Below are 20,487 nucleotides of genomic sequence, written 5' to 3'. Positions count from 1 at the left end.
CTCCTGAAGGATTGCGACCATGGCCAAGCGCAAGACCCGTCCGTTTCTCGATGATCCGCTCTGGTACAAGGACGCGGTCATCTACCAGCTGCACGTAAAATCCTTCTTCGATGCCAACAACGACGGCATCGGCGACTTCCGCGGGCTGATCGAGAAGCTCGACTACATCGCCGACCTGGGCGTGAACACCCTCTGGCTGCTGCCGTTCTATCCCTCGCCTCGGCGCGACGATGGTTACGACATCGCCATGTACAAGGGTGTACACCCGGACTACGGCACCCTGGCCGATGCCCGCCGCTTCATCGATGCAGCCCACGAACGCGGGCTGCGGGTGATCACCGAACTGGTCATCAACCACACCTCCGACCAGCACCCCTGGTTCCAGCGTGCGCGGCGGGCGAAGAAAGGCTCCCAGGCGCGCAACTGGTACGTGTGGTCCGACGACGACGGCAAATACGACCAGACGCGGATCATCTTCATCGACTCTGAACAGTCCAACTGGACCTGGGACCCACTGGCCGGACAGTATTTCTGGCACCGCTTCTACTCGCACCAGCCGGACCTCAACTTCGACAACCCGCAGGTACTGCGTGCGGTGCTCGGGGTGATGCGCTACTGGCTGGACATGGGGGTCGATGGCCTGCGCCTCGATGCGATTCCTTACCTGATCGAGCGTGAGGGCACCAACAACGAGAACCTCCCCGAGACGCACCTGGTGCTCAAGCGCATCCGCGCGGAACTGGACGCGCATTACCCGGATCGCATGCTGCTGGCGGAGGCCAACCAGTGGCCGGAAGACACGCGTCCGTACTTTGGCGGAACGGACGGCGGCCCCGGCGACGAATGCCACATGGCTTTCCACTTCCCGCTGATGCCGCGCATGTACATGGCGATCGCCCAGGAAGACCGCTTCCCGATCAGTGACATCCTGCGCCAGACCCCAGCGATCCCGGACAACTGCCAGTGGGCAATCTTCCTGCGCAATCACGATGAACTCACCCTGGAGATGGTCACCGACGACGAGCGCGATTATCTCTGGAACTACTACGCCGCCGACCGCCGCGCCCGCATCAACCTGGGGATTCGACGGCGTCTCGCGCCGCTGGTGGAGCGTGACCGTCGGCGTATCGAACTGCTCAACAGCCTGCTGCTCTCCATGCCCGGCACGCCGACCCTCTATTACGGCGACGAGATCGGCATGGGCGACAACATCTACCTGGGTGACCGGGACGGTGTGCGCACGCCGATGCAATGGTCGGTGGACCGCAATGGCGGATTTTCCCGCGCGGATCCGGCCAGCCTGGTGCTGCCGCCGATCCTCGATTCGCTCTACGGCTACCAGAGCGTCAATGTCGAGGCCCAGGCACGTGACCCGCACTCGCTGCTCAACTGGACCCGCCGCATGCTCGGCGTGCGCAAGCAGCAGAAGGCGTTCGGCCGCGGCAGCATCAGCATGCTCTCGCCACCGAACCGACGCATCCTGGCCTACTTGCGCCAGTATCGGCCCGAAGGCGAGGACGCCAGTGAGGACACCATTCTCTGCGTCGCCAATCTGTCCAATGCCGCCCAGGCAGTGGAGCTGGACCTGTCGGCCTTCGATGGCCGGGTGCCGGTGGAAATGCTGGGCGGCTCATCCTTCCCGCCGATTGGCCGGATGACCTATCTGCTGACCCTGCCGCCCTACGGCTTCTACTGGTTCTATCTGGCGGATAGCCAACAGATGCCCGCGTGGCATGTACAGCCAGTAGAGCGCATGCCGGAGCTGCCGACGCTGGTGCTGGCTCAGCGGCTGGGCGAGATCATGAGCGGCGCGCCGCGCGAACTGCTGGAGAACGACTCGCTGCCGCGCTACCTGCCCAAGCGCCGCTGGTTCGCCCGAGGCCGCCTGGAGGCGGGCAGCGCGCGTCTTCTCTACGCCATGCCATTGGGTGATGCAGATGCGGCGCCGATGCTGGCGGAAGTGGAGGTCAATGGGGCGGAGGGTGCAGAGCATTACCAACTGCCCCTGGCCGCCGTGCCGGAGAAGGGCAGCGCGGGGAACGACCTGCCTCGGCAACTGGCGCTGGCGCGCCTGCGCCGTGGGCGCAAGGTTGGCCTGCTCACCGACGCATTCGCCTTGCCGGCGTTCAGCCGCCTCGTGCTGCGTCTGCTGCGCGAGACTGCGACCATGCAGGGGCCGGCCGGGGAGCTGCAGTTCCTTCCGCAGCCTGGCTTGCCGCAATTCAGCGAGATCGATGACGACGCGGAGATCCGCGTGCTCAGCGTCGACCAGTCCAACAGCTCAGCGCTGATTGGCGGCAGATTGCTGCTCAAGCTGCTGCGGCGGGTCTTCCCCGGCGTGCATCCGGAAGCAGAAATGGGCGCTTACCTGAGCCGTCGCGGCTTCGCCAACATCGCACCATTGCTGGGCGAGGTACGCCGCATCGACGCCCGCGGCGAGCCGCACACCCTGATGCTGCTGCAGGGCTACCTGAGCAACCAGGGCGATGCCTGGAGCTGGACGCTGAACCAGCTGGAACGCGCCATGCGCGATGGCCTGTTGCCGGGAGCGGACGCCCCCGAGCCTGAATTCGATGTGATGGAAGAGCTGCGCCTGTTCGCCGGCCGGCTCGGCCAGCGCTTGGGCGAGATGCACCAGTTGCTGGCCGAGGCCAGCGATGAACCCGAATTCGGCCTGCATCGCAGTGCCGCGGCCGACAGCGCGGCATGGACCGGCAGCATCAGCGCGCAGATCGAGCAGGCGTTGGATGCGTTGCAGGGAGCGCGAGCCCACCTGGATGAACGCGGCGGCGTGATGGTCGACTGGCTGCTGGAGAAACGCCGCGAACTGCTGCAGGCCGTGGGCAACCTCGCGCGGCTGGCGGAGGGCGGGGTGATGATCCGCGTCCATGGCGACTTGCACCTGGGCCAGGTGCTGGTGGTACAGGGCGATGCCTTCCTCATCGACTTCGAAGGTGAGCCGAACCGCCCGCTGGCCGAACGACGTCAGCGTCACAGCCCGTTGAAGGACGTGACTGGCGTCCTGCGCTCCTTCGACTACGCCGCCGCCATGGCCCTGCGCAGCGCCCAGGGCACCGAGGCGCCGGCTGAAGTCCAAGCGGCCCGCGCCGAGCTGGCGCTGCGCTACCGACGCGACGCTCGGGACGCATTCCTCGAGGCCTATCGCGCGGCCGCAGTCGACCTGCCCCACGAATGGCACGGCCGCGAAGGCGAAGGGGCGGCACTGGCCCTGTTCAGCCTGGAGAAGGCTGCCTACGAAGTGCTCTACGAAGCCGGTCACCGTCCCGACTGGCTGGAAGTACCGCTGCAGGGACTCTTTGAATTGGCGCGACACCTGATTGGAGGACGTACATGACCCCGCACCACGACCTGGACCATCTGCAGCGTGCTGACCACGCCGATCCCTTCGCCTTCCTCGGCCCGCACCAGGATGAAGACGGCGAGCTGGTCCGCGCGTGGCTGCCCGGTGCGCTGGCGGTGGAGCTGCTGTCGCCGCAGGACGAGTTCCTCGTCGCGATGGAACCGCTGGAGGCCGGTGGTCTGTTCGTTGCGCGCCTGCCCCGGAAGACGCCTTACCGTCTGCGTATCCACTGGCCGGAGCATGAGCAGGTCACCGAGGACCCCTATGCCTTCGGTCCTTCCGTAAGTGAACTGGACCTGTACCTGTTCGCCGAGGGCAACCATCGCCAGCTCGGCAAATGCTTCGGCGCGCAGGCGATGGAGCACGAAGGCGTACCCGGGGTGCGTTTCGCCGTGTGGGCACCCAACGCCAAGCGAGTATCGGTGGTGGGCGATTTCAACGGCTGGGACGGCCGCCGGCACGTGATGCGCCTGCGTTACCCCGCTGGCGTCTGGGAACTGTTCATTCCGCGCCTGCAGCCGGGCGAGGTCTACAAGTACGAACTGCTCGGCCAGGACGGCTTGCTGCCACTCAAGGCCGACCCGATGGCGCTGGCCACCGAGATGCCGCCGGCCACCGGCTCGCGGGTGGCGGACCCGACGCCTTTCGCCTGGCAGGATGACGAATGGATGCTGCAACGCGGTGATCGACAGGGGGGCGACCGGCCACTGTCGATCTATGAATTGCACGCCGGTTCCTGGCAGTGGGTGGATAACCGCGCGCCAACCTGGGACGAGCTGGCCGATCGGCTGATTCCCTATATCAACGACCTGGGTTTCACCCACATCGAGTTGATGCCGATCATGGAGCATCCCTTCGGCGGTTCCTGGGGATATCAGCCGCTGTCGCTGTTCGCGCCCACCGCGCGCTACGGCAGTCCGGCGGATTTCGCCCGTTTCGTCGATCGCTGCCACCAGGCCGGGATCGGGGTGATCCTCGACTGGGTGCCGGCGCATTTCCCCACCGATGTCCACGGCCTGGCGCACTTCGACGGCACCGCGTTGTACGAGTACGCGCATCCATTCGAGGGCTTCCACCAGGATTGGGACACCTATATCTACAACCTCGGCCGTAACGAGGTGCACGGTTTCATGCTGGCTTCGGCGCTGCACTGGCTGCGCGAATACCATATCGACGGCCTGCGGGTGGACGCGGTGGCCTCGATGCTCTATCGCGACTATTCGCGCAAGGAGGGCGAGTGGATCCCGAATCGCCATGGCGGCCGGGAAAACCTCGAAGCCATCGAATTCCTCCGTCACCTCAACAGTGTCGTCCCTACCGAGGCGCCGGGCGCGCTGGTGATCGCCGAGGAATCCACTGCCTGGCCGGGGGTCAGCCGGCCCACGGAGGAGGGCGGCCTGGGCTTCGCCTACAAATGGAACATGGGCTGGATGCACGACAGCCTCTCGTACATCCGCGAAGACCCGATCAACCGCATCCATCATCACCACAAGCTGACCTTTGGATTGCTCTACGCCTTCTCAGAACACTTCATCCTGCCCATCTCCCACGACGAGGTGGTGCACGGCAAGGGTTCGCTGCTGGGCAAGATGCCGGGCGACCGCTGGCAGCAGTTCGCCAACCTGCGCTTGTACCTGTCGATGATGTGGACCCATCCGGGCAAGAAGCTGCTGTTCATGGGCTGCGAGTTCGGCCAGTGGCGCGAATGGGACCATGACGGTCAGCTGGACTGGTACCTGCTGCGCTACGCCGAGCACTTCGGCACCCAGGCGCTGATCCGCGCGTTGAACCAGCTATTACGTGAGGAATCCTCGCTGCATGCCTTCGACGACCGCGCCGAGGGTTTCCACTGGCTGATCGGCGACGACGCGCGCAACAGCGTCTATGCCTGGCTGCGCCTGGCCGGTGACGGCGCGCCGCTGCTGGTGGTGCACAACTTCACGCCGGTGCCGCGCCCACACTATCGGGTTGGTGTGCCGCTGGCCGGCCATTGGCAGGTGCTGCTCAACAGCGACGCCGACACATTTGGCGGCTCGGGTGCGGGCAGTCGAGGGGTGCTGGAAAGCGATCCCCATGAATCCCACGGGCAGACCCAGTCGCTGGCGCTGGACCTGCCGCCGCTGGGCTGCCTGATCCTGCGCCCCACCGGCGACGCCATCGACCGGTAGCGGCAGGCGGCTTCCGCGATCGCGGGCAGGGCACGTTCCGACAGGAGAGGAGATTCACCACAGGTTGATTGGAGAAGCGGGCGGCGCCCGCGATCCGCCGCCAGGGCCGCCGGTCAGGACACGCGCGCGGCTTCCCGTCGATCCGCGCGGCGCTTGAGCTTCCTGGCATGGCGCTCCAGCCACAGGTACACCAGGCAGGCGAGCAGCAGGGGAATCAGGAAGTACAGCACCCGATAACCGATCAGTGCGGCCACCAGTTCACCACGGGAGAAATGATCGCGCAGCACGGTGATGAACACCGTCTCGATCACCCCCAGGCCCGCCGGCACGTGCAACACGACGCCGGCGATGCTGCTGATCATCAGGGTCGCCAGCACTTCCGGGTAGCTTGCCGAGGACGGCAGCAGGCTGTAGATCAGCAGCGCCATCATCGACCAGTTGCTCGCCCCGGCAATGCCCTGTAGCGCGGCCAGGCGCCAGGTCGGCAGGTTCAGCCGGTAGCGCTTCCAGCCCCAGGCGCGACGGCGGGCGAAGCGGCACGCCAGCAGGTAGCCGGTGCCCAGTACCAGGAGTAACACGCCGATGGCGCGCAACCCGCTCTGGCCGAGCGACCAGCTCTGCGGCAGGTCGGGGAAGCCGGAGACGAACAGCACACCCGCCAGCAGCAGGTAGCCGTACCAGTTGGTGATCAGGCTGAAGGTGAGAATGCGCGTGATGTCCCCCGTGCTCATTCCCAATCGCCCATAGAGACGGTAACGCAGGGCGATGGCACCGACCCAGGAGCTGAGATTGAGGTTGAAGGCGTTGCACACGAACGCCACGGTGAACACTCGCCGTACCGGCAGTGGGTGGCCGATGTAGAAGCGGCTGAGCACATCGAAGCTGCTGAAGATGCCGTAGCTGCAAAGGGCGATCAGCATACCCAGCGCCAGGGTGCTGAGCTTGTATTCGCGCAACAGGCGGAACACTTCGCTCCAGTCGGTGGCGCGCAGCAGCAGGAACAGCAACACCGGCAGGGCGATCAGCAGCGCGATGTTGAAGGTGCGGTTGGCCAGCTTCCAGAAGCGCTTGCGGTTCATGGTTGCACCTGCGAATGACCGGCCTCATCGTCGATGCCGGCCGGATGGAGAATCTGCCGGTGGGCCGGCAGTTGCCCGGCAATGGCGGGGAAGTGGCGCAGGAAGTGGAAGCTGGCGAACACCAGCGGCGCGCGCCACCAGTAGCCGCGGCGGGCATGCTGGCGAGTGACGCGGCGGCAGCTGTCGGCGGCGAGGCCCTGCAGATGCTCGTCCAGGCCGCTGGCAAAGGCCTGATCCTCGATCATCAGGTTGCCTTCCAGGTTCAGCGACAGGCTCAGTGGGTCGAGGTTGCTCGATCCGACCGTGGCCCAGCGCCGGTCGACGACCGCGACCTTGCCGTGCAACGGGCGCTCGCAGTACTCGTAGATTTCCACGCCATCGCGCAGCAGGGTGTCGTAGAGCAGCTTGCTGCACAGGCGCACCAGCGGCATGTCGGGCAGTCCCTGGAGGATCAGCTGCACTTTTACTCCGCGCCCGGCCGCATCCCGCAGGGCGCGAAGGAGGCGATACCCGGGAAAGAAGTAGGCATTGGCAATCACCAGCCGCTCCCTGGCGCTTGCGATGGCGCGCAGGTAGTGCTGTTCGATGTCGGTGCGGCGGTGGCGGTTGTCGCGGATCGCAAGGCATGTGCGGCAGGGGCCGGCGTGCTCGCGCGGATGCACGGCATCGACCGCCGGAATATCTCCGTACTGGTTGAGCAGCTCCAGGCAGGCGCAGCGAATGTCTTCCACGCCAGGGCCTTCTATCCTCACCGCGTAGTCCTGCTTGGCCATGGTGCCGAAGTCCGCCAGATGGTCGGCGCAGTAATTGATACCGCCGATGAAGGCCACTGCGCCGTCCACCACCACATGCTTGCGGTGCAGGCGACGGAACAGGTTGGTGCGCATGCCCAACAGCAGCGGCTGGGGGTCGAACAGATGCAGGCGCACGCCGGCATCCAGCAGGCCGCCGATGAAGTCTGCATCCAGGTCCGGCGTGCCGTAGCCATCGGCAATCACTTCCACGCGGACGCCGCGATTGGCGGCGTCGATCAGTACATGACGCAGGGCGCGCCCCACCTTGTCATCGCGCAGGATGAAGGTCTCCAGCAGAACTTCGTGCCGCGCGCGCTCAATGGCGCGGAACACGCTGGGAAAGAACGCCTCGCCATTGATCAGCAGCTCCACACCGTTGCCGTCGTGCCATACCTCGTTCATAGCGACACCTCGGCGAGCAGCGGCAGATGATCGGAGAGGTGCGGCCAGGGTTTGCGGTTGAGCACCTCGCTCAGGGTGACCGTGAGATGGCGCACGTAGATGCGGTCCAGCCGCAGCAGCGGCCAGCGGGCCGGAAAGCTGCGCGGCTCCCCGCCACTCTCGGGGAACGCTGGATGCAGGCCGCAGCCGTCAAGGACAGCGGTGGCTTTGCAGCGCCAGTCGTTGAAATCACCGGCGACGACCACCGGCTCGTTGGCCGGCAGTTCGTCGATCAGTGCGCACAGCAGCCGGAGCTGTTGTTGCCGCTGCGCCTCATGCAGCCCCAGATGCACACAGACTGCGTGCAGCGCGCGTTGGCCTGGCAAATCGATCTGTGCGTGGAGCAGGCCGCGTTCTTCGGTACCGGCCACCGACACGTCGCGATTGTCCCAGCGGCTGATCGGCAGGCGCGAGAGCAGGGCGTTGCCGTGATGACCTTCGGGGTAGACGGCGTTGCGTCCGTAGGCAAAGGCCGGCCACATGCTGTCGGCGAGGAATTCGTACTGCGGCGATTGCGGCCAGTTGGCATGGTGCTCGGCGTGTAGCTGGTGCTCGCCATGCACCTCCTGGAGAAACACCAGATCCGCCGAGGTGGCGCGTACCGCATCGCGCAGTTCATGGAGGATGAAGCGCCGGTTGAAGGCGTTGAAGCCCTTGTGGGTGTTCACTGTCAGCACCCGGAGCAACGTGCCGGGCTGCGACTGGGCCAGGCCGTTCGGATCGGGCGCGGCCGGACTCATGTCCAGTCTCCTGCGGGCTCGCCCGGCTCCTGCCGATCCGTCAGCTGCAGGTCCAGCAGTGCCATGAGCTTGCTGGCGTCATAAGGCGCACGGACCTTCACGTCATTGTCGAAATAGCAGAAGACCTCACGGGAACGGCGATCGCCTCGGGTCGAGGTGTCGAACAGCTCGGCATCGGCAGGTTGCAGTCCGCGCCGCCAGCGGCTGATGCGCTCGTACCAGCGCTGGAGGGCGGCGTCTCCGTAGCCGCTGGCGTACAGCTCCTTGTCACCGTGCAGGCGCAGGTAGACGAAATCCCTGGCGGTCAGGTCTTCGCCGTAGGGCCACTTGCGCGGCGCATCGGCGAAGACCAACGCAACGCCGTGGCGACGCAGCTGCTGGGCAAACTCCGCGCAGGCGAAGCTGGCGTGGCGCACTTCCATGGCATGGCGCACAGGACGCCTCTTGAGCGATTGTGGCCAGCGCGCCGGTCGGCGGGTGGCGTAATCCCTCGCCAGCTTCAGCGCGGCGTCACTGGTGTGAGGCAGCAATGCGAGGAAGGCTTCGACCACACCCTCGTCGTACTTCAGGCTCGGCGGCAGTTGCCAGAGCAGCGGGCCGAGCTTGTCGCCCAGTTCCAGCGGGCCGGAGGCGAAGAAGTTGGCGAGGCCTTCCCGGGCGTCACGCAGGCGCTTGATGTGGGTGATGTAGCGCGGACCCTTCACGCTGAAGAGGAAGTCGTGCGGCGTGTCCTGCGCCCACTGACGGTAGTGCTCGGGCTTCTGCAAGGCATAGAACGAGCCGTTCAGCTCAATGCTGTTGAGGGCACGCGAGGCGTAGCGCAGCTCGTCCTTCTGACGCAGTCCGTGGGGGTAGAAGTCGCCCCGCCAGGGCACATAGCGCCATCCGGAAATGCCGATGTGCAAGGCCTTCATGGGCTCAGCTGCCCCTGCGCACGAAGCTGCGGCGGATGTTGGCTGGCTGCATTGGATTCTCCATCGACGGTGACTGTTTTCCGGCTACCTGAAGACTCGGACCGGGCCTCGCCAGCTGGTGTTCCGGGGATAGTCCCAGTGGTCAGTCCTCGCTGCGGCGCAGGGTGAAGAGGGCCAGAGAACGTGCGCCCAGCGGGTAGGCAGCGCCGAATTCCCAGCTGTGCTCGTGATCCTGCGGCTCGGCGCTGTCGAGCAGGTACTGCCAGTCGCGGCCCTGGGCCGTTTCCGGAAGGATGAACTCGAGGCCTTCATGGCCGGCGTTGAGCAGCAGCAGGAGGGTGGCGTCGCCCCCGCTGCGGCGGATACCGGTGGGTTGCGCGCGCCCATCCAGGAGCATGCCCAGACTGCGCCGCTGCGGGTCGTGCCAGTGATCCTCGGTCATTTCCTCGCCCTCGGGCGCGAGCCAGGTGACGTCGCGTACGCCCAGCTCCTCGTTGTACTCGCCGACGAGGAAGCGCCCGCGCCGCAGGATCGGGTAGGCCTGGCGCAGGCGGATCAGCCGGCGGGTGAAGGCCAGCAGATCGCGGCCTTCATCGTCGAGGTTCCAGTCCACCCAGCCGAGTTCGTTGTCCTGGCAGTAGACGTTGTTGTTGCCTTGCTGGGTGCGGCTGAACTCATCGCCGGCCAGCAGCATCGGCGTGCCCTGGGAGAGCAGCAGCGTGGCCATCAGGTTGCGCATCTGCTGTACGCGCAGCCGGCGGATGCCTTCATCGTCGGTGGGGCCTTCGACACCGTGGTTCCAGGAGCGGTTGTCGTCGCTTCCGTCGCGGTTGTCTTCCCCGTTGGCCTGGTTGTGCTTGTGGTTGTAGGTCACCACATCGCGCAGGGTGAAGCCGTCGTGCGCGGTGATGAAGTTCACCGAAGCATAGGGCCGCCGGCCGCGCTGGTCGTAGAGATCGCCCGAGGCGGTGAGGCGCCGCGCCAGGTCCGGCAACTGGCCTTCGTCGCCGCGCCAGAAGCTGCGCACGGTGTCGCGAAAGCGGTCGTTCCACTCCACCCAGCCGGGTGGGAAACCGCCCACCTGGTAGCCGCCGGGGCCGCAGTCCCAGGGTTCTGCGATCAGCTTGCGATGGCTCAGTACCGGGTCCTGGCGGCAGGCGACGAGGAAGCTGTGGCGCTCGTCGAAACCGTTGGCGTAGCGCCCGAGGATCGACGCCAGATCGAAGCGGAAACCGTCCACGCGCATCTCCGTAGCCCAGTAGCGCAGCGAGTCGGTGACCATCTGCAGGACGCAGGGGTGGCTCAGGTCGAGGGTGTTGCCGGTACCCGAATCGTTGACGTAGTAGCGGCGGTTGTCGGCCTGCAGGCGGTAGTAGGAGACGTTGTCGATCCCGCGCATGCTCAGGGTTGGGCCCAGCTCGTTGCCTTCGGCCGTGTGGTTGTAGACCACGTCGAGGATCAGCTCGATGCCGGCGGCGTGCAGGTGCGCGACCATCTCCTTGAACTCGTTGATGTGGCCGCTGGCGAGGTAGCGGGCCTGGGGCGCGAAGAAGGCGATGCTGTTGTAGCCCCAGTAGTTGCTCATGCCCTTTTCCAGCAGGTGCTTGTCATCGAGGAAACCGTGCACCGGCAACAGTTCCAGGCTGGTGATGCCCAGTTGTCGCAGGTGCTGCAGCAGCTCGCTGTTCATCAGCCCCGCGCAGGTGCCGCGCAGACGCTCGGGCACGGCAGGGTGGCGCATGCTCAGGCCGCGCAGGTGTGCTTCATAGATGACGGTCTCGTCCCAGGGCACCCGCACGGGCTGCTGCTCTCCCCAGGTGAAGGCCGGGTCGATGACCTTGCACTTGGGGACGAAGGCCGCGCTGTCGCGCTTGTCGAAGCTGAGGTCCGCATCCGGCGAGCCGATGGTGTAGCCGAACAGCGATTCGGACCACTTCAGTTCGCCCACCAGCTGCCGCGCATAGGGATCGATCAGCAGCTTGTTGGGGTTGAATCGATGCCCGGCGTCGGGTTCGTAGGGACCGTACACGCGGTAGCCATAGATCTGTCCCGGATGGGCATCGGGCAGGTAGCCGTGCCAGATCTCATCGCTGTATTCGGGTAGTTCGATGCGCTCGATCTCGCGCTTGCCCTGGGCATCGAACAGGCACAGTTCGACCCGGGTGGCGTGGGCGGAGAACAGTGCGAAGTTGACGCCCAGGCCATCCCAGGTGGCGCCCAGGGGGAAAGGGCGGCCTTCGGTAACGCGGGAATGTGCTCGTCGGGTCATGGCCAGCTCCTGGGGTCAGATACTCTGCTTCTTCGTGCGTGGCTTGGGCACCGCGGGATTGCCGGGAGTCGCTGCCTCGGCCGGGCTGGGCTTGGGCTTGCGCTTCGCACTGGGCGTCACGGTCGGCGCACTTTTGGTCGGCTTGGCCTTGGCCGGGGACTTGCGCTCGGCCGCCGGCGGTGTCGGCGTCACGGTTTCGCCTTCGTCCTGGTTCGGCACTTCCGGGTCGGCCTTGGGCAGGCGCCCCTTGCGCCGAGGCGGCTCCTGAAGGAGGGCAGGCTTCTCCGGTTCCTTGTCCCCCTCGAAGCGGGGTTTCACCGGATCCTGCGTACCATCGGCATTTCCCGCCTCGGTTTCGGCGAGGCTGCGCGCCATGCGCCAGTGGCGGTCATGCTGGCCTTCCGGGCGTCCCTCGGACTCCCAGATCTGGTAGGCCAGTTCGCGGACTCTTCGCTCGTCGACCTTCATCGTTCACCTCCGGATATGAGCAGGTTGACCGGAACCTCAGCCAGCAACTCGGCCAGGCGGGGTTCCCCGTTGTGCGGTTCGACCGTGCCTGCCAGACCGTTCCAGCGGACAGCGGCCAGTGAGGAAGGCAGGTGCAGGCGTGTGTCCATCCAGCGCTCTGGCGGTACCTGCGGCAGTGGAGAATCGCCCAGCAGTGCGGCGACGCCGCGCGGCACTACCACCAGCAGGTGCTGGCCGGCGTGGCTGCGGACGAAGGCGACGACCTGCGCGGCGTGCTCGCCTCGCACCTCCAGCGGCAGGTAGTCGCCAGCCGCAAAGAGCGCCGGCCAGCGCTTGCGCAGCCCGAGGGCCTCGGCGAGCAGCGCCTGCTTGATGCGACCCGTGCGCCAGTCCTGGAGCAGCGCGGGCCAATCCGGCGGGCCGTCCAGCGCGGCGTCCAGGCTGGCGAAATCAGGGATGCGCCGGTTGTCCGGGTCCACCAGGGTGAAGTCCCAGAACTCGCAGCCCTGGTAGAGATCCGGGACACCCGGCGTGGTGTTGCGCAACGCGCACTGCGCCAGTCCGTTGAGCGCTCCGGCGGGCATCAGGCTGCGGGCGGCTTCGGCAAGGGCCGTGCGCAGCGGCGCATTGGCCTTGTCCAGCAGGATGCCGGCGAGGAAGTCGCCGCAGGCGCGTTCGTAGGTGTCGTTGGGCGCGCTCCAGTCGCTGTCCAGCTTGGCCTCGCGAATCGCTTTGCGCTGCCACTGCTCGATGCGCCGGTGATACTCGCGCATCCCGTCCGCGTCATCGATGTCGAGCTCCAGCGGCCAACTGCCGAGCAGACACTGATAGAGGATCAGTTCATCGCCGCCGCTGGGCGCCGGGCCGCGCTCGACGTGCTGGCGCAGCGGCGCGGCGAGTTTCCACCAGCTCCAGACCTGTTCGGCGAACCACTCGGCGCGTTCGCTGAGCACCGCCAGGCGAGCCCGGCAATCCTCGCCGCGCTTGTGGTCATGGGTCGCGGTGGCCAGCATCGCATGGGGAAAGTCGCGCAGGCGCTTCAGGCAGGCGCCGTGGAAGGCGTCCGCATCGCACCCCAGCGTCTGCGGATCGAAGCCGACATCATTGCGCCCCAGGGCTGCCGCCGAGCGGTAGCACGCGGTGTCTTCCAGGGACTTGGCGGCGATCGGGGGCGTTAGCTGCTGGAAGCGGTCCAGTGCCAGTTTGCGCAGCTGCCGCATCGGGCCGGGCGGTTGGCGACGCAGCGCCTCGCCGCCGAGCATGCGATCAAGCCAGCCGAGGGTGCGCTGGTCGCCCGGTTCCAGGTGTTGCCGGGCCTGCTCCAGCGCCTGGCTGAAGTAGTATTCGTCCTGCTCGGAGCGGCCCAGCGCGTCGGCGTACGTGCGATAGACGGGGAAGGCGACGAGCAACTGGAACAACGCGCGGCGGATCGAGCCCAAGGGAATGTCGCGGCTGGCCAGGGTGAACCGGGCGATGTGCCAGAGCTGCTGCGCAAGGCCCTCGACGTCGCCGGCGAACAGCGAGGCCAGCACATGTTTGCGCGCCTGGCGGACTTCCTCGGCGAAACCGTCCTGCCGGCCGCTGAGCTCCAACCACAGGTGATGCAACAGCGGCTCGCCACGGGCGTCGTGCAGCAGCTGCGACACCTGGTTCATGAAGTCATAGCCGGTAGTGCCTTGCACCTTCCAGTCCGCCGGTAGCACTTCGCCGGGCCCAAGGATTTTTTCGACGTAGACCGGCGCGCCGCGGGTGGCTCGCCATAGCCGTCGACAGTAGCCGCGCGGATCGGCGAGGCCGTCCACGTGGTCGATGCGCAGGCCGTCGATCAGCCCTTCGTTCATCAGTTGCAGCAGGTAGGCGTGGCTGGCCTGGAACACGTCCGGGTGTTCGGCGCGCAGGCCTACCAGCTCGTTGATGTCGAAGAAACGCCGCCAGTTGATGTCGTCCGCCGCGACCCGCCAGTTGGCCAGGCGGTAATGCTGCTGCTCGATCAGGCGGTGCAGGCTGTGCCAATCCTCGCGGTAGGACGCCAGCAGAGTGGCGAGTCTCCCGCTGTCGGCGAGCGGAGCAGCTGCTTCGCGACAGAGGGCCTGCGCCAGATGGCGACCCAGTGGATGGTGGTGCAACTCGACGAAGCGCGGCGCCAGGGCCAGCAACTCAGGGCATTCGGTGTGGCAGAGGATCATCCCGTAGCTGGAGGGGCAGACCGGGAAGCGTTGCTCGCCGTAGCGCAGCAGGAAGCGGGCGCTGGCGTTGTCGTAATCCAGGTAAATGCGCCCCGAGGTCACCTCGTCGATATAGTCCTCGCCCAGGCACGGCAGCAGCACCTGCTGGTCCAGCAGCGGGTCGTCACTGTGCCAGCGGATGTCGAAGAAGTGTGCGTAGGGACTATCCAGGCCCCACTCGAGTACGTCTTGCCACCAGGGATTGGCGTCGCCGACACGCATGTGGTTGGCCACGGTGTCGACGATCAGTCCCATGCCATTGTGCCGAAGGCCCGCCACCAGCCGGCGCAGTGCCGGCTCGCCACCCAGCTCCTCGCTGATGCGGGTCGGGTCCACGGAGTCGTAACCGTGCATCGAGCCTGGCTGCGCGGCCAGCAGAGGTGAGGCATAGAGGTGGCTGATGCCGAGCCGGGCGAAGTAGTCCAGCCAGGGCAGGGCGTCGTCCAGGGTAAACTCGCGGTGGAACTGCAGGCGAAGGGTGGCGCGGATCTCAGTCATGTTCGCGCCCTCCGTCACGTGCACGACGCAGGCGTTCCAGGCGTGCACGCACTTGCGGGTCATCGAGCATCTCTCCGGCGTTGCGCTCGAAGCGTCGTCGCCAGTTCGGATGCGCATCGCCGGGCCCTGGCAGGTTGGGCTGTTCGGTGCAGGCCAGGGCATCCTCCAGGGGGAGCAGGACCAATGGCGCAGGCGTTGCCCCGAGGAGCTCGATGGCGCCGTCCAGTACCGGGTCTGGCTGGATGTGGTTTTCGCCCAGCGCCCGACGCAGGGCGAACGCTTCGTGCTGGCGAGCGTTGCGCTCGTCGGCAGCGGCTTCGCGGGTGCGCTGGCCGAGCTGTTCGCGCCAGTCGATGTCACGGCCTTTCTGCCAGCCCTCCAGGGTCGGCAGGTCGTGGGTGGTGCTGGTGGCCAGGGCGCTGTCTGGCCACTGTGCCGGTGCGATGAAGCGGCCCTGCTGTTGCTCGAACAGCAGCACACGCATGCCCAGGATGCCCCGCTCGGCCAGTGCCTCGCGCAGTCCCGGTGGCACGGTACCGAGGTCCTCACCGATGACGATTGCCTGGGCGCGCTCGGCTTCCAGGCAGATCAGCCGCAGCAGGTCCTGGATCGGGTAATCGAGGTAGGCGCCGTCCTGCGGCTCCGCACCGGTGGGAACCACCCAGAGTCGGCGCAGGCCAAGGATGTGGTCGATGCGCAGGCCGCCGACATAGCGCAGGTTCGCCCGCAGCATTTCGATGAAGGCGCGGAAGCCGTTGCGCCGCAGGCCGTCCGGGGAGAAGGCGCAAATGCCCCAGTTCTGCCCGGTGCGGTTGAGAATGTCCGGCGGGCAGCCGACGCTGACGCCGGTCAGCAGTTCGTCCTGACGCATCCAGGCCTGACTGCCGGAAGGCTCGGCCCCCACCGCGAGGTCGGCGATCAGGCCGATGCCCATGCCGGCGGCCTTCGCGTCGTTCTGCACCTGCTGCAGGCCGCGGGCGATCAGCCACTGGCCGAACGCCTGTTGGCTGATCGCCTGTTCTTCGTCGACCATGAAATGGCCGAGTTCGGCGCTCCCGGCGTTACGGTAAGCCTCGGGCCAGAAGCGCCAGTCCTGGCCGTCGCCAGCTTCGACCCGGCGCAGCTGCAGGACCTGGAAGCAGCAATGCTGCAACAATTCGGCGCCACCGAGCTGGCGGAACGCGAGGAAATCGTCGTGCAGTTCGCCAGCCTCGTGCTGGAACTGTCCGTAGAGCTGCGCCAGCAGTCGGTCTCGCAGGTGGGCGACACCCAACCAATCGATCAGCGGTAGCGCTTGCAGCCGCGCCAGCTCGGCTTCCAGCCCGGCGCCAGCCACCGCCTGGCGCACCGGTTCGTCGCCCAGCACAAGGCTCGGCGCGGCGTAGAGTTCGTTGAACAGCAGCCGGCTGGACGGGGAATACGGGCTATAGATCTCCCGTGATGCCGGGAACATCGCGTGCACCGGGCTGATGGCGATGGCATCCGCACCTTGTCCGGCTGCCGCACGGACCAGCTGGGCGAGGGCGGCGATGTCGCCGGCACCACCGTCCTGCTCGCGGCGCAGGGAATACAGCTGCGCGGCAAGGCCCCAGACGCGCTGCCGTCCACCGCAGTACTGTGCCACCGACGGACAACGCGGGGGCGCCACGGCCAGGATGATCTCCCGCTCGCCCAGATGCAGCGGGTAGTAACCAGCGTGTTCGATCGCGGGTATCTGACCGTGTTCGTCGACGCGGCCTTCGCCGTGCCCGCTGTCGTCCTCGTTGAACAGTTTGTAGCGAGTCCCGGGTGGCACCGGAACGGCAATCGGCTGGCCACGGTCGGCGGTGATCAGCGGCGGCAGTTCTGCGCGGCGCTGCTCCAGCGCATCCAGGCTCTGGCGAATCTGCTCCGGGCTCTGCGCCGCAAAGCCGAGCGCTTCCAGCACAGCGCGCTGTACCTCGGCGGTCAGCCGCTGCGGTCGGTTGTCGGCATCCATCCAGTCGATGGCCAGGCCCGCTTCGCCTGCCAGGCGTTCCAGCTGCGCATCGCTCATCAGGTTGTCTCCAGGCTGGCGACCAGCGCGGCGGCGCCCAACCAGCCGTGGCGGTAGTGCGCCACACCCTGGCCACAGCAGAACAACACCTGGGCGCCTTCGCCCGGCGGTTCGATGGCGACGTCGTCCGAGCCGAGGTTGAGGTCGATGCGCCAGAGGCTGCCGTCGCCGAGCCGCCATTTCGCGCTCAGTGCACGCTCGGCCAGCGGTTGCGCATCCAGTGCGCAGCTGCCGGGCAGGCGGGGTGTCAGCCAGCGCTGGCGCAGCTCCAGCAACTGCCGGTAGTGTGCACGCCAGGTGTCATCACCCTGCTCGGGTCGAGGCCGGGAGGCCACGAAGGTCTGGTAGTCATTGGGATCGGGAATCCAGGCGGCTGCGCCCGGTGAGGAAAATCGACTGAAGCGCCGGAACTCTTCGCGTCGGCCTTCGGTGACAGCCCGCGCCAACTCCCCCTGATAGTCGGTGAAGAACAGGAAGGGCTGCTGCTCGCCCCATTCCTCGCCCATGAACAACATCGGCACCATGGGGCCGAGCAGTACCAGTGCACTGGCGGCGCGCAACGGATCCCGGTGGGCGAGGGTGGTGAGGCGCTCGCCCAGCGCTCGGTTGCCGACCTGGTCGTGGTTCTGCAGAAAGGCTACGAAGGCTTGTGGACTGAGCTGGCCGCTGGGTTCACCGCGCGCGATGCCGCGGTAGTCAGTCTCGCCCTGGAAGGCGAAGCCCTCGCGCAAGCAGCGGCACAACTGCTCGATCGGGGTGTGCGAGTAGTCGACGTAGTAGGCCTCGTCCTCCCCGGTGAGCAGGACGTGCAGGCAGTGGTGCAGGTCGTCGTTCCACTGGGCATCGAATCCACGCTCGCCCTGCAGCAGGCTGGCCTCGTTGTTCTCGTTCTCCACGATCAGGTGCAGCTCACGGCCTTCGGCGGCCTGGTGGGCGCGTTCGGCCAGTTCTCGCAGGAAGTCCTTGTCGGAGATGGCGTGCACGGCATCGATTCGCAGGCCGTCCACGCGGTACTCGCGCACCCACATTTCGGCGTTGCCAATGAAGAACTCGCGCACCGCCGGATGACGGAAGTCGATGGCCGGCCCCCAGGGCGTCTGCTGGTCGGCGCGAAAGAAGGCGCTGGCGTAGTGGCCAAGGTAATTGCCCTGCGGGCCGAAGTGGTTGTAGACCACGTCGACAAACACCATCAGTCCCAGACCGTGGGCCGTGTCGATCAGTCGACGCAGGTTATCCGGGTCGCCATAGGCGCAGGAGGGGGCGTACGGCAACACGCCGTCATAGCCCCAGTTGCGCCGGCCGGGGAAGGCATTGAGCGGCATCAGCTCGATGGCGGTGATGCCCAGCGCCGCCAGCTCTTCCAGTCTTCCCTGGAGTGCGGAGAAGCCGTCGAACAGTCCGACATGGACTTCGTAGATCACCGTTTCGTGCCAGGGCCGGCCGCGCCAGTCCGGGTACTGCCAGCGATAGGCGCCGGGATCGACCACCCGGCTTTCGCCTTCAACGCCGCCGGCCTGGTCCCGCGAGGCGGGGTCGGCCACCAGCAGTTCGTGGTCGATGCGGTAGCGGTAGGTCTGCCCGACGATGGACGGCACCTCGGCGCTGAACCAGCCATCATCGGTCTTTTCCAGGTCGTGGCGTTTGCCACCCCCCAGTTCCACCTCCACTCGCTGTGCAGTTGGCGCCCACAACGAAAACCGCACCTTGCCATCCGGCAGGATCACCGCGCCGTGCTGCAACGTCATCGCACGGCCTGCGCCGGCACCCGTTGAAGCAGGCGCTGGTAGAGGGACGTATAGGGACGCACGGCTTCGGCCCAGGGCAGCGGCGACTCCATGGCCTTGCAGCGCATCGCGTGCAGCAGTTCGGGGTAACGGTAGATGTTCAGTGCGCGGCGAACGGCGTCGAAGTAGCTTGCCGGGGTTTCGTCGCGGAACAGCAGGCCTGTGACGCCATCGATGATGGTGTCGGCCAGTCCGCCCGTATGCCGGGCGATGGGCAGAGAGCCAAAGCGCTGGGCGTACATCTGACTGAGGCCGCACGGCTCGTAGCGCGAGGGCATGAGCAGGAAGTCACTGGCAGCGTAGATGCGTCGCGCGGTGGTCTCGTCGAAACCGACCTGCACGCCGACCCGGCCCGGATAGCGCTCGGCCAGATCGCGCATCGCCTGCTCCAGCTCCGGCTCGCCGCAACCGATGGACACCAGCCGGCCACCGGCGGCAACCATCTCGTCGGCGATCGCCAGGGTCAGGTCGATACCCTTCTGGTGGACGAGGCGCGAGACCACCGCAAACAGCGGGCCGCGTCCAGGGAGCAGGCCGAACTGCTTCTCGACGTACTCGGCATTGCGGCGCTTGCCGGCCAGGCGCGTGGCATCGAAGCCTTCGATCAGGTGCGGGTCGGTCAGCGGGTCCCAGCCTGCGTCGATGCCGTGAGTGATGCCGCTGAGTTGGCCGCGATCACGGCGCTGTGCAAGCACGCCGTGCATGCCGCAGCCGAACTCCGAACCCGTGATCTCACGGGCATAGGTTTCGCTCACCGTGGTGATGTGACTGGCATGGCTGATGCCGGCCTTGAGGAACGACAGCTTGCCGTAGAACTCCATGCTGCCCGGTGACCCCGCGGCATCGGGCAGGCCCAGCTCGGTGCAGCAGCTCAGCGGACAGGAACCCTGGTAGCCAAGGTTGTGGATGGTCAGGACGCTGGGTGTGGCCTGACCGCGCCAGGCCATGTAGGCAGGAGCCAGCGCGGTGGGCCAGTCATTGACATGGAGCAGATCCGGGTGCCACGCCAGCTCGCTCATGCCGGCAGCGATGTCGGCGGCGGCCAGGCTCAGGCGAGCGAAGCGGATGTGATTGTCAGCCCATTCGTGGCCGTTCTGGTCGACATAGGGCGTGCCGGGGCGGTCGTACAACTCGGGGCAGATCACTGCGTACACCACCAGCCCGTCGGCCAGCTTCAGCTCACCGATATCGCAGGCCGGCAGCGCGGCGAGACCCGGCAGGCGCCCGACGATCTCGCAGGCAATCGCGCCCTTGAGTACCTGCGGATAGCCAGGGATCAGCACTCGGATATCGTGGTCGGCGAGCAGTGCGCGGGGCAGGGCGGCTGAGACGTCGCCCAGGCCGCCGGCCTTGACGAAGTCGCTGAATTCCGAGGTGGCGAAGAGTATCCGTTTGCGCCCTTGGGGTGGCGTACCATCGGCCGAGGGAATAGCAGTGAGGTTGACTGTGGCTTCTTCCAGGCGCACATCGGCCAGCTGGTTGCGCATCGGTAACTCCTCGTTTTCGTCAGGGGGACTGGCGTTTCCTGCCAACCCCGTGGTTCTCCGTGGTGTGTGTCCTGTCCTGTGGGGGACCTGCCCCCAACGAAAGACGCTTTGCATTTCTGCCGACGCGCGCTACCGACGTGGCGGAAACCCGGTTGGCGCGGGAGCCGCTCTGATCAGGGCATCAGGCAGGGCAGAAGGTGTGGCCGAAAACACGGCGGCCGACA

Annotated in this window: 12 protein-coding genes; 2 read left to right on the top strand and 10 right to left on the bottom strand. The window is 66.6% G+C overall.

Features of this window, described 5'->3' with window-relative positions; translation table 11 throughout:
- Positions 1-19 precede the first annotated feature (19 nt).
- Both treS and glgB read left to right on the top strand, forming a co-directional pair.
- Positions 20-3,355, top strand: coding sequence for a maltose alpha-D-glucosyltransferase (gene treS, locus AC1ZV1_RS15925; RefSeq protein ID WP_484292545.1), 3,336 nt, complete (start codon positions 20-22; stop codon positions 3,353-3,355).
- Entirely contained in the window at positions 3,352-5,529 is a 2,178-nt protein-coding gene (gene glgB, locus AC1ZV1_RS15920; RefSeq protein ID WP_484292544.1) for a 1,4-alpha-glucan branching protein GlgB, read from the top strand. The genes treS and glgB overlap by 4 nt, the downstream gene beginning before the upstream one ends.
- Positions 5,530-5,642: 113 nt before the next feature.
- Here the strand turns inward: glgB and AC1ZV1_RS15915 are convergent, their stop codons facing one another.
- From AC1ZV1_RS15915 to glgA, 10 genes are all read right to left on the bottom strand, one after another.
- The gene (locus tag AC1ZV1_RS15915; protein WP_484292543.1) at positions 5,643-6,608 is read right to left on the bottom strand and encodes a lysylphosphatidylglycerol synthase domain-containing protein; all 966 of its coding nucleotides are present in this window, start codon (positions 6,606-6,608) and stop codon (positions 5,643-5,645) included.
- A complete protein-coding gene (gene clsB / locus AC1ZV1_RS15910) occupies positions 6,605-7,804 on the bottom strand; it encodes a cardiolipin synthase ClsB (protein WP_484292542.1) in 1,200 nt (399 codons plus the stop codon). The genes AC1ZV1_RS15915 and clsB overlap by 4 nt, the downstream gene beginning before the upstream one ends.
- Complete coding sequence (locus AC1ZV1_RS15905; protein WP_484292541.1) at positions 7,801-8,583, bottom strand: endonuclease/exonuclease/phosphatase family protein; 783 nt, start codon at positions 8,581-8,583, stop codon at positions 7,801-7,803. Before AC1ZV1_RS15905 ends, clsB begins: the two co-directional genes overlap by 4 nt.
- A complete protein-coding gene (locus AC1ZV1_RS15900) occupies positions 8,580-9,497 on the bottom strand; it encodes a DUF72 domain-containing protein (protein WP_484292540.1) in 918 nt (305 codons plus the stop codon). Before AC1ZV1_RS15900 ends, AC1ZV1_RS15905 begins: the two co-directional genes overlap by 4 nt.
- 142 nt (positions 9,498-9,639) lie before the next feature.
- Positions 9,640-11,766, bottom strand: a complete 2,127-nt coding sequence (glgX, locus tag AC1ZV1_RS15895; protein ID WP_484292539.1) for a glycogen debranching protein GlgX — start codon at positions 11,764-11,766, stop codon at positions 9,640-9,642.
- A gap of 15 nt (positions 11,767-11,781) precedes the next feature.
- Positions 11,782-12,234: a DUF2934 domain-containing protein gene (locus tag AC1ZV1_RS15890; protein ID WP_484292538.1), complete on the bottom strand. Its 453-nt coding sequence runs from the start codon at positions 12,232-12,234 to the stop codon at positions 11,782-11,784.
- The gene (treY, locus tag AC1ZV1_RS15885) at positions 12,231-14,957 is read right to left on the bottom strand and encodes a malto-oligosyltrehalose synthase (RefSeq protein ID WP_484292537.1); all 2,727 of its coding nucleotides are present in this window, start codon (positions 14,955-14,957) and stop codon (positions 12,231-12,233) included. The genes AC1ZV1_RS15890 and treY overlap by 4 nt, the downstream gene beginning before the upstream one ends.
- Positions 14,950-16,992 (bottom strand): 4-alpha-glucanotransferase, encoded by a 2,043-nt coding sequence (gene malQ / locus AC1ZV1_RS15880; RefSeq protein ID WP_484292536.1) that lies wholly within the window; start codon positions 16,990-16,992, stop codon positions 14,950-14,952. The genes treY and malQ overlap by 8 nt, the downstream gene beginning before the upstream one ends.
- Positions 16,992-18,737 carry a malto-oligosyltrehalose trehalohydrolase gene (gene treZ / locus AC1ZV1_RS15875; RefSeq protein ID WP_484292535.1) on the bottom strand — a complete coding sequence of 582 codons (1,746 nt, stop codon included), beginning with the start codon at positions 18,735-18,737 and terminating at the stop codon, positions 16,992-16,994. Before treZ ends, malQ begins: the two co-directional genes overlap by 1 nt.
- Complete coding sequence (glgA, locus tag AC1ZV1_RS15870; protein ID WP_484292534.1) at positions 18,734-20,263, bottom strand: glycogen synthase GlgA; 1,530 nt, start codon at positions 20,261-20,263, stop codon at positions 18,734-18,736. The genes treZ and glgA overlap by 4 nt, the downstream gene beginning before the upstream one ends.
- Positions 20,264-20,487 lie beyond the last annotated feature (224 nt).

The sequence above is a fragment of the Pseudomonas sp. BB438 genome (assembly GCF_057180225.1).
Note: the sequence above shows the minus strand (reverse complement) of the source record. Positions and strands in the feature narration are given on the sequence as shown.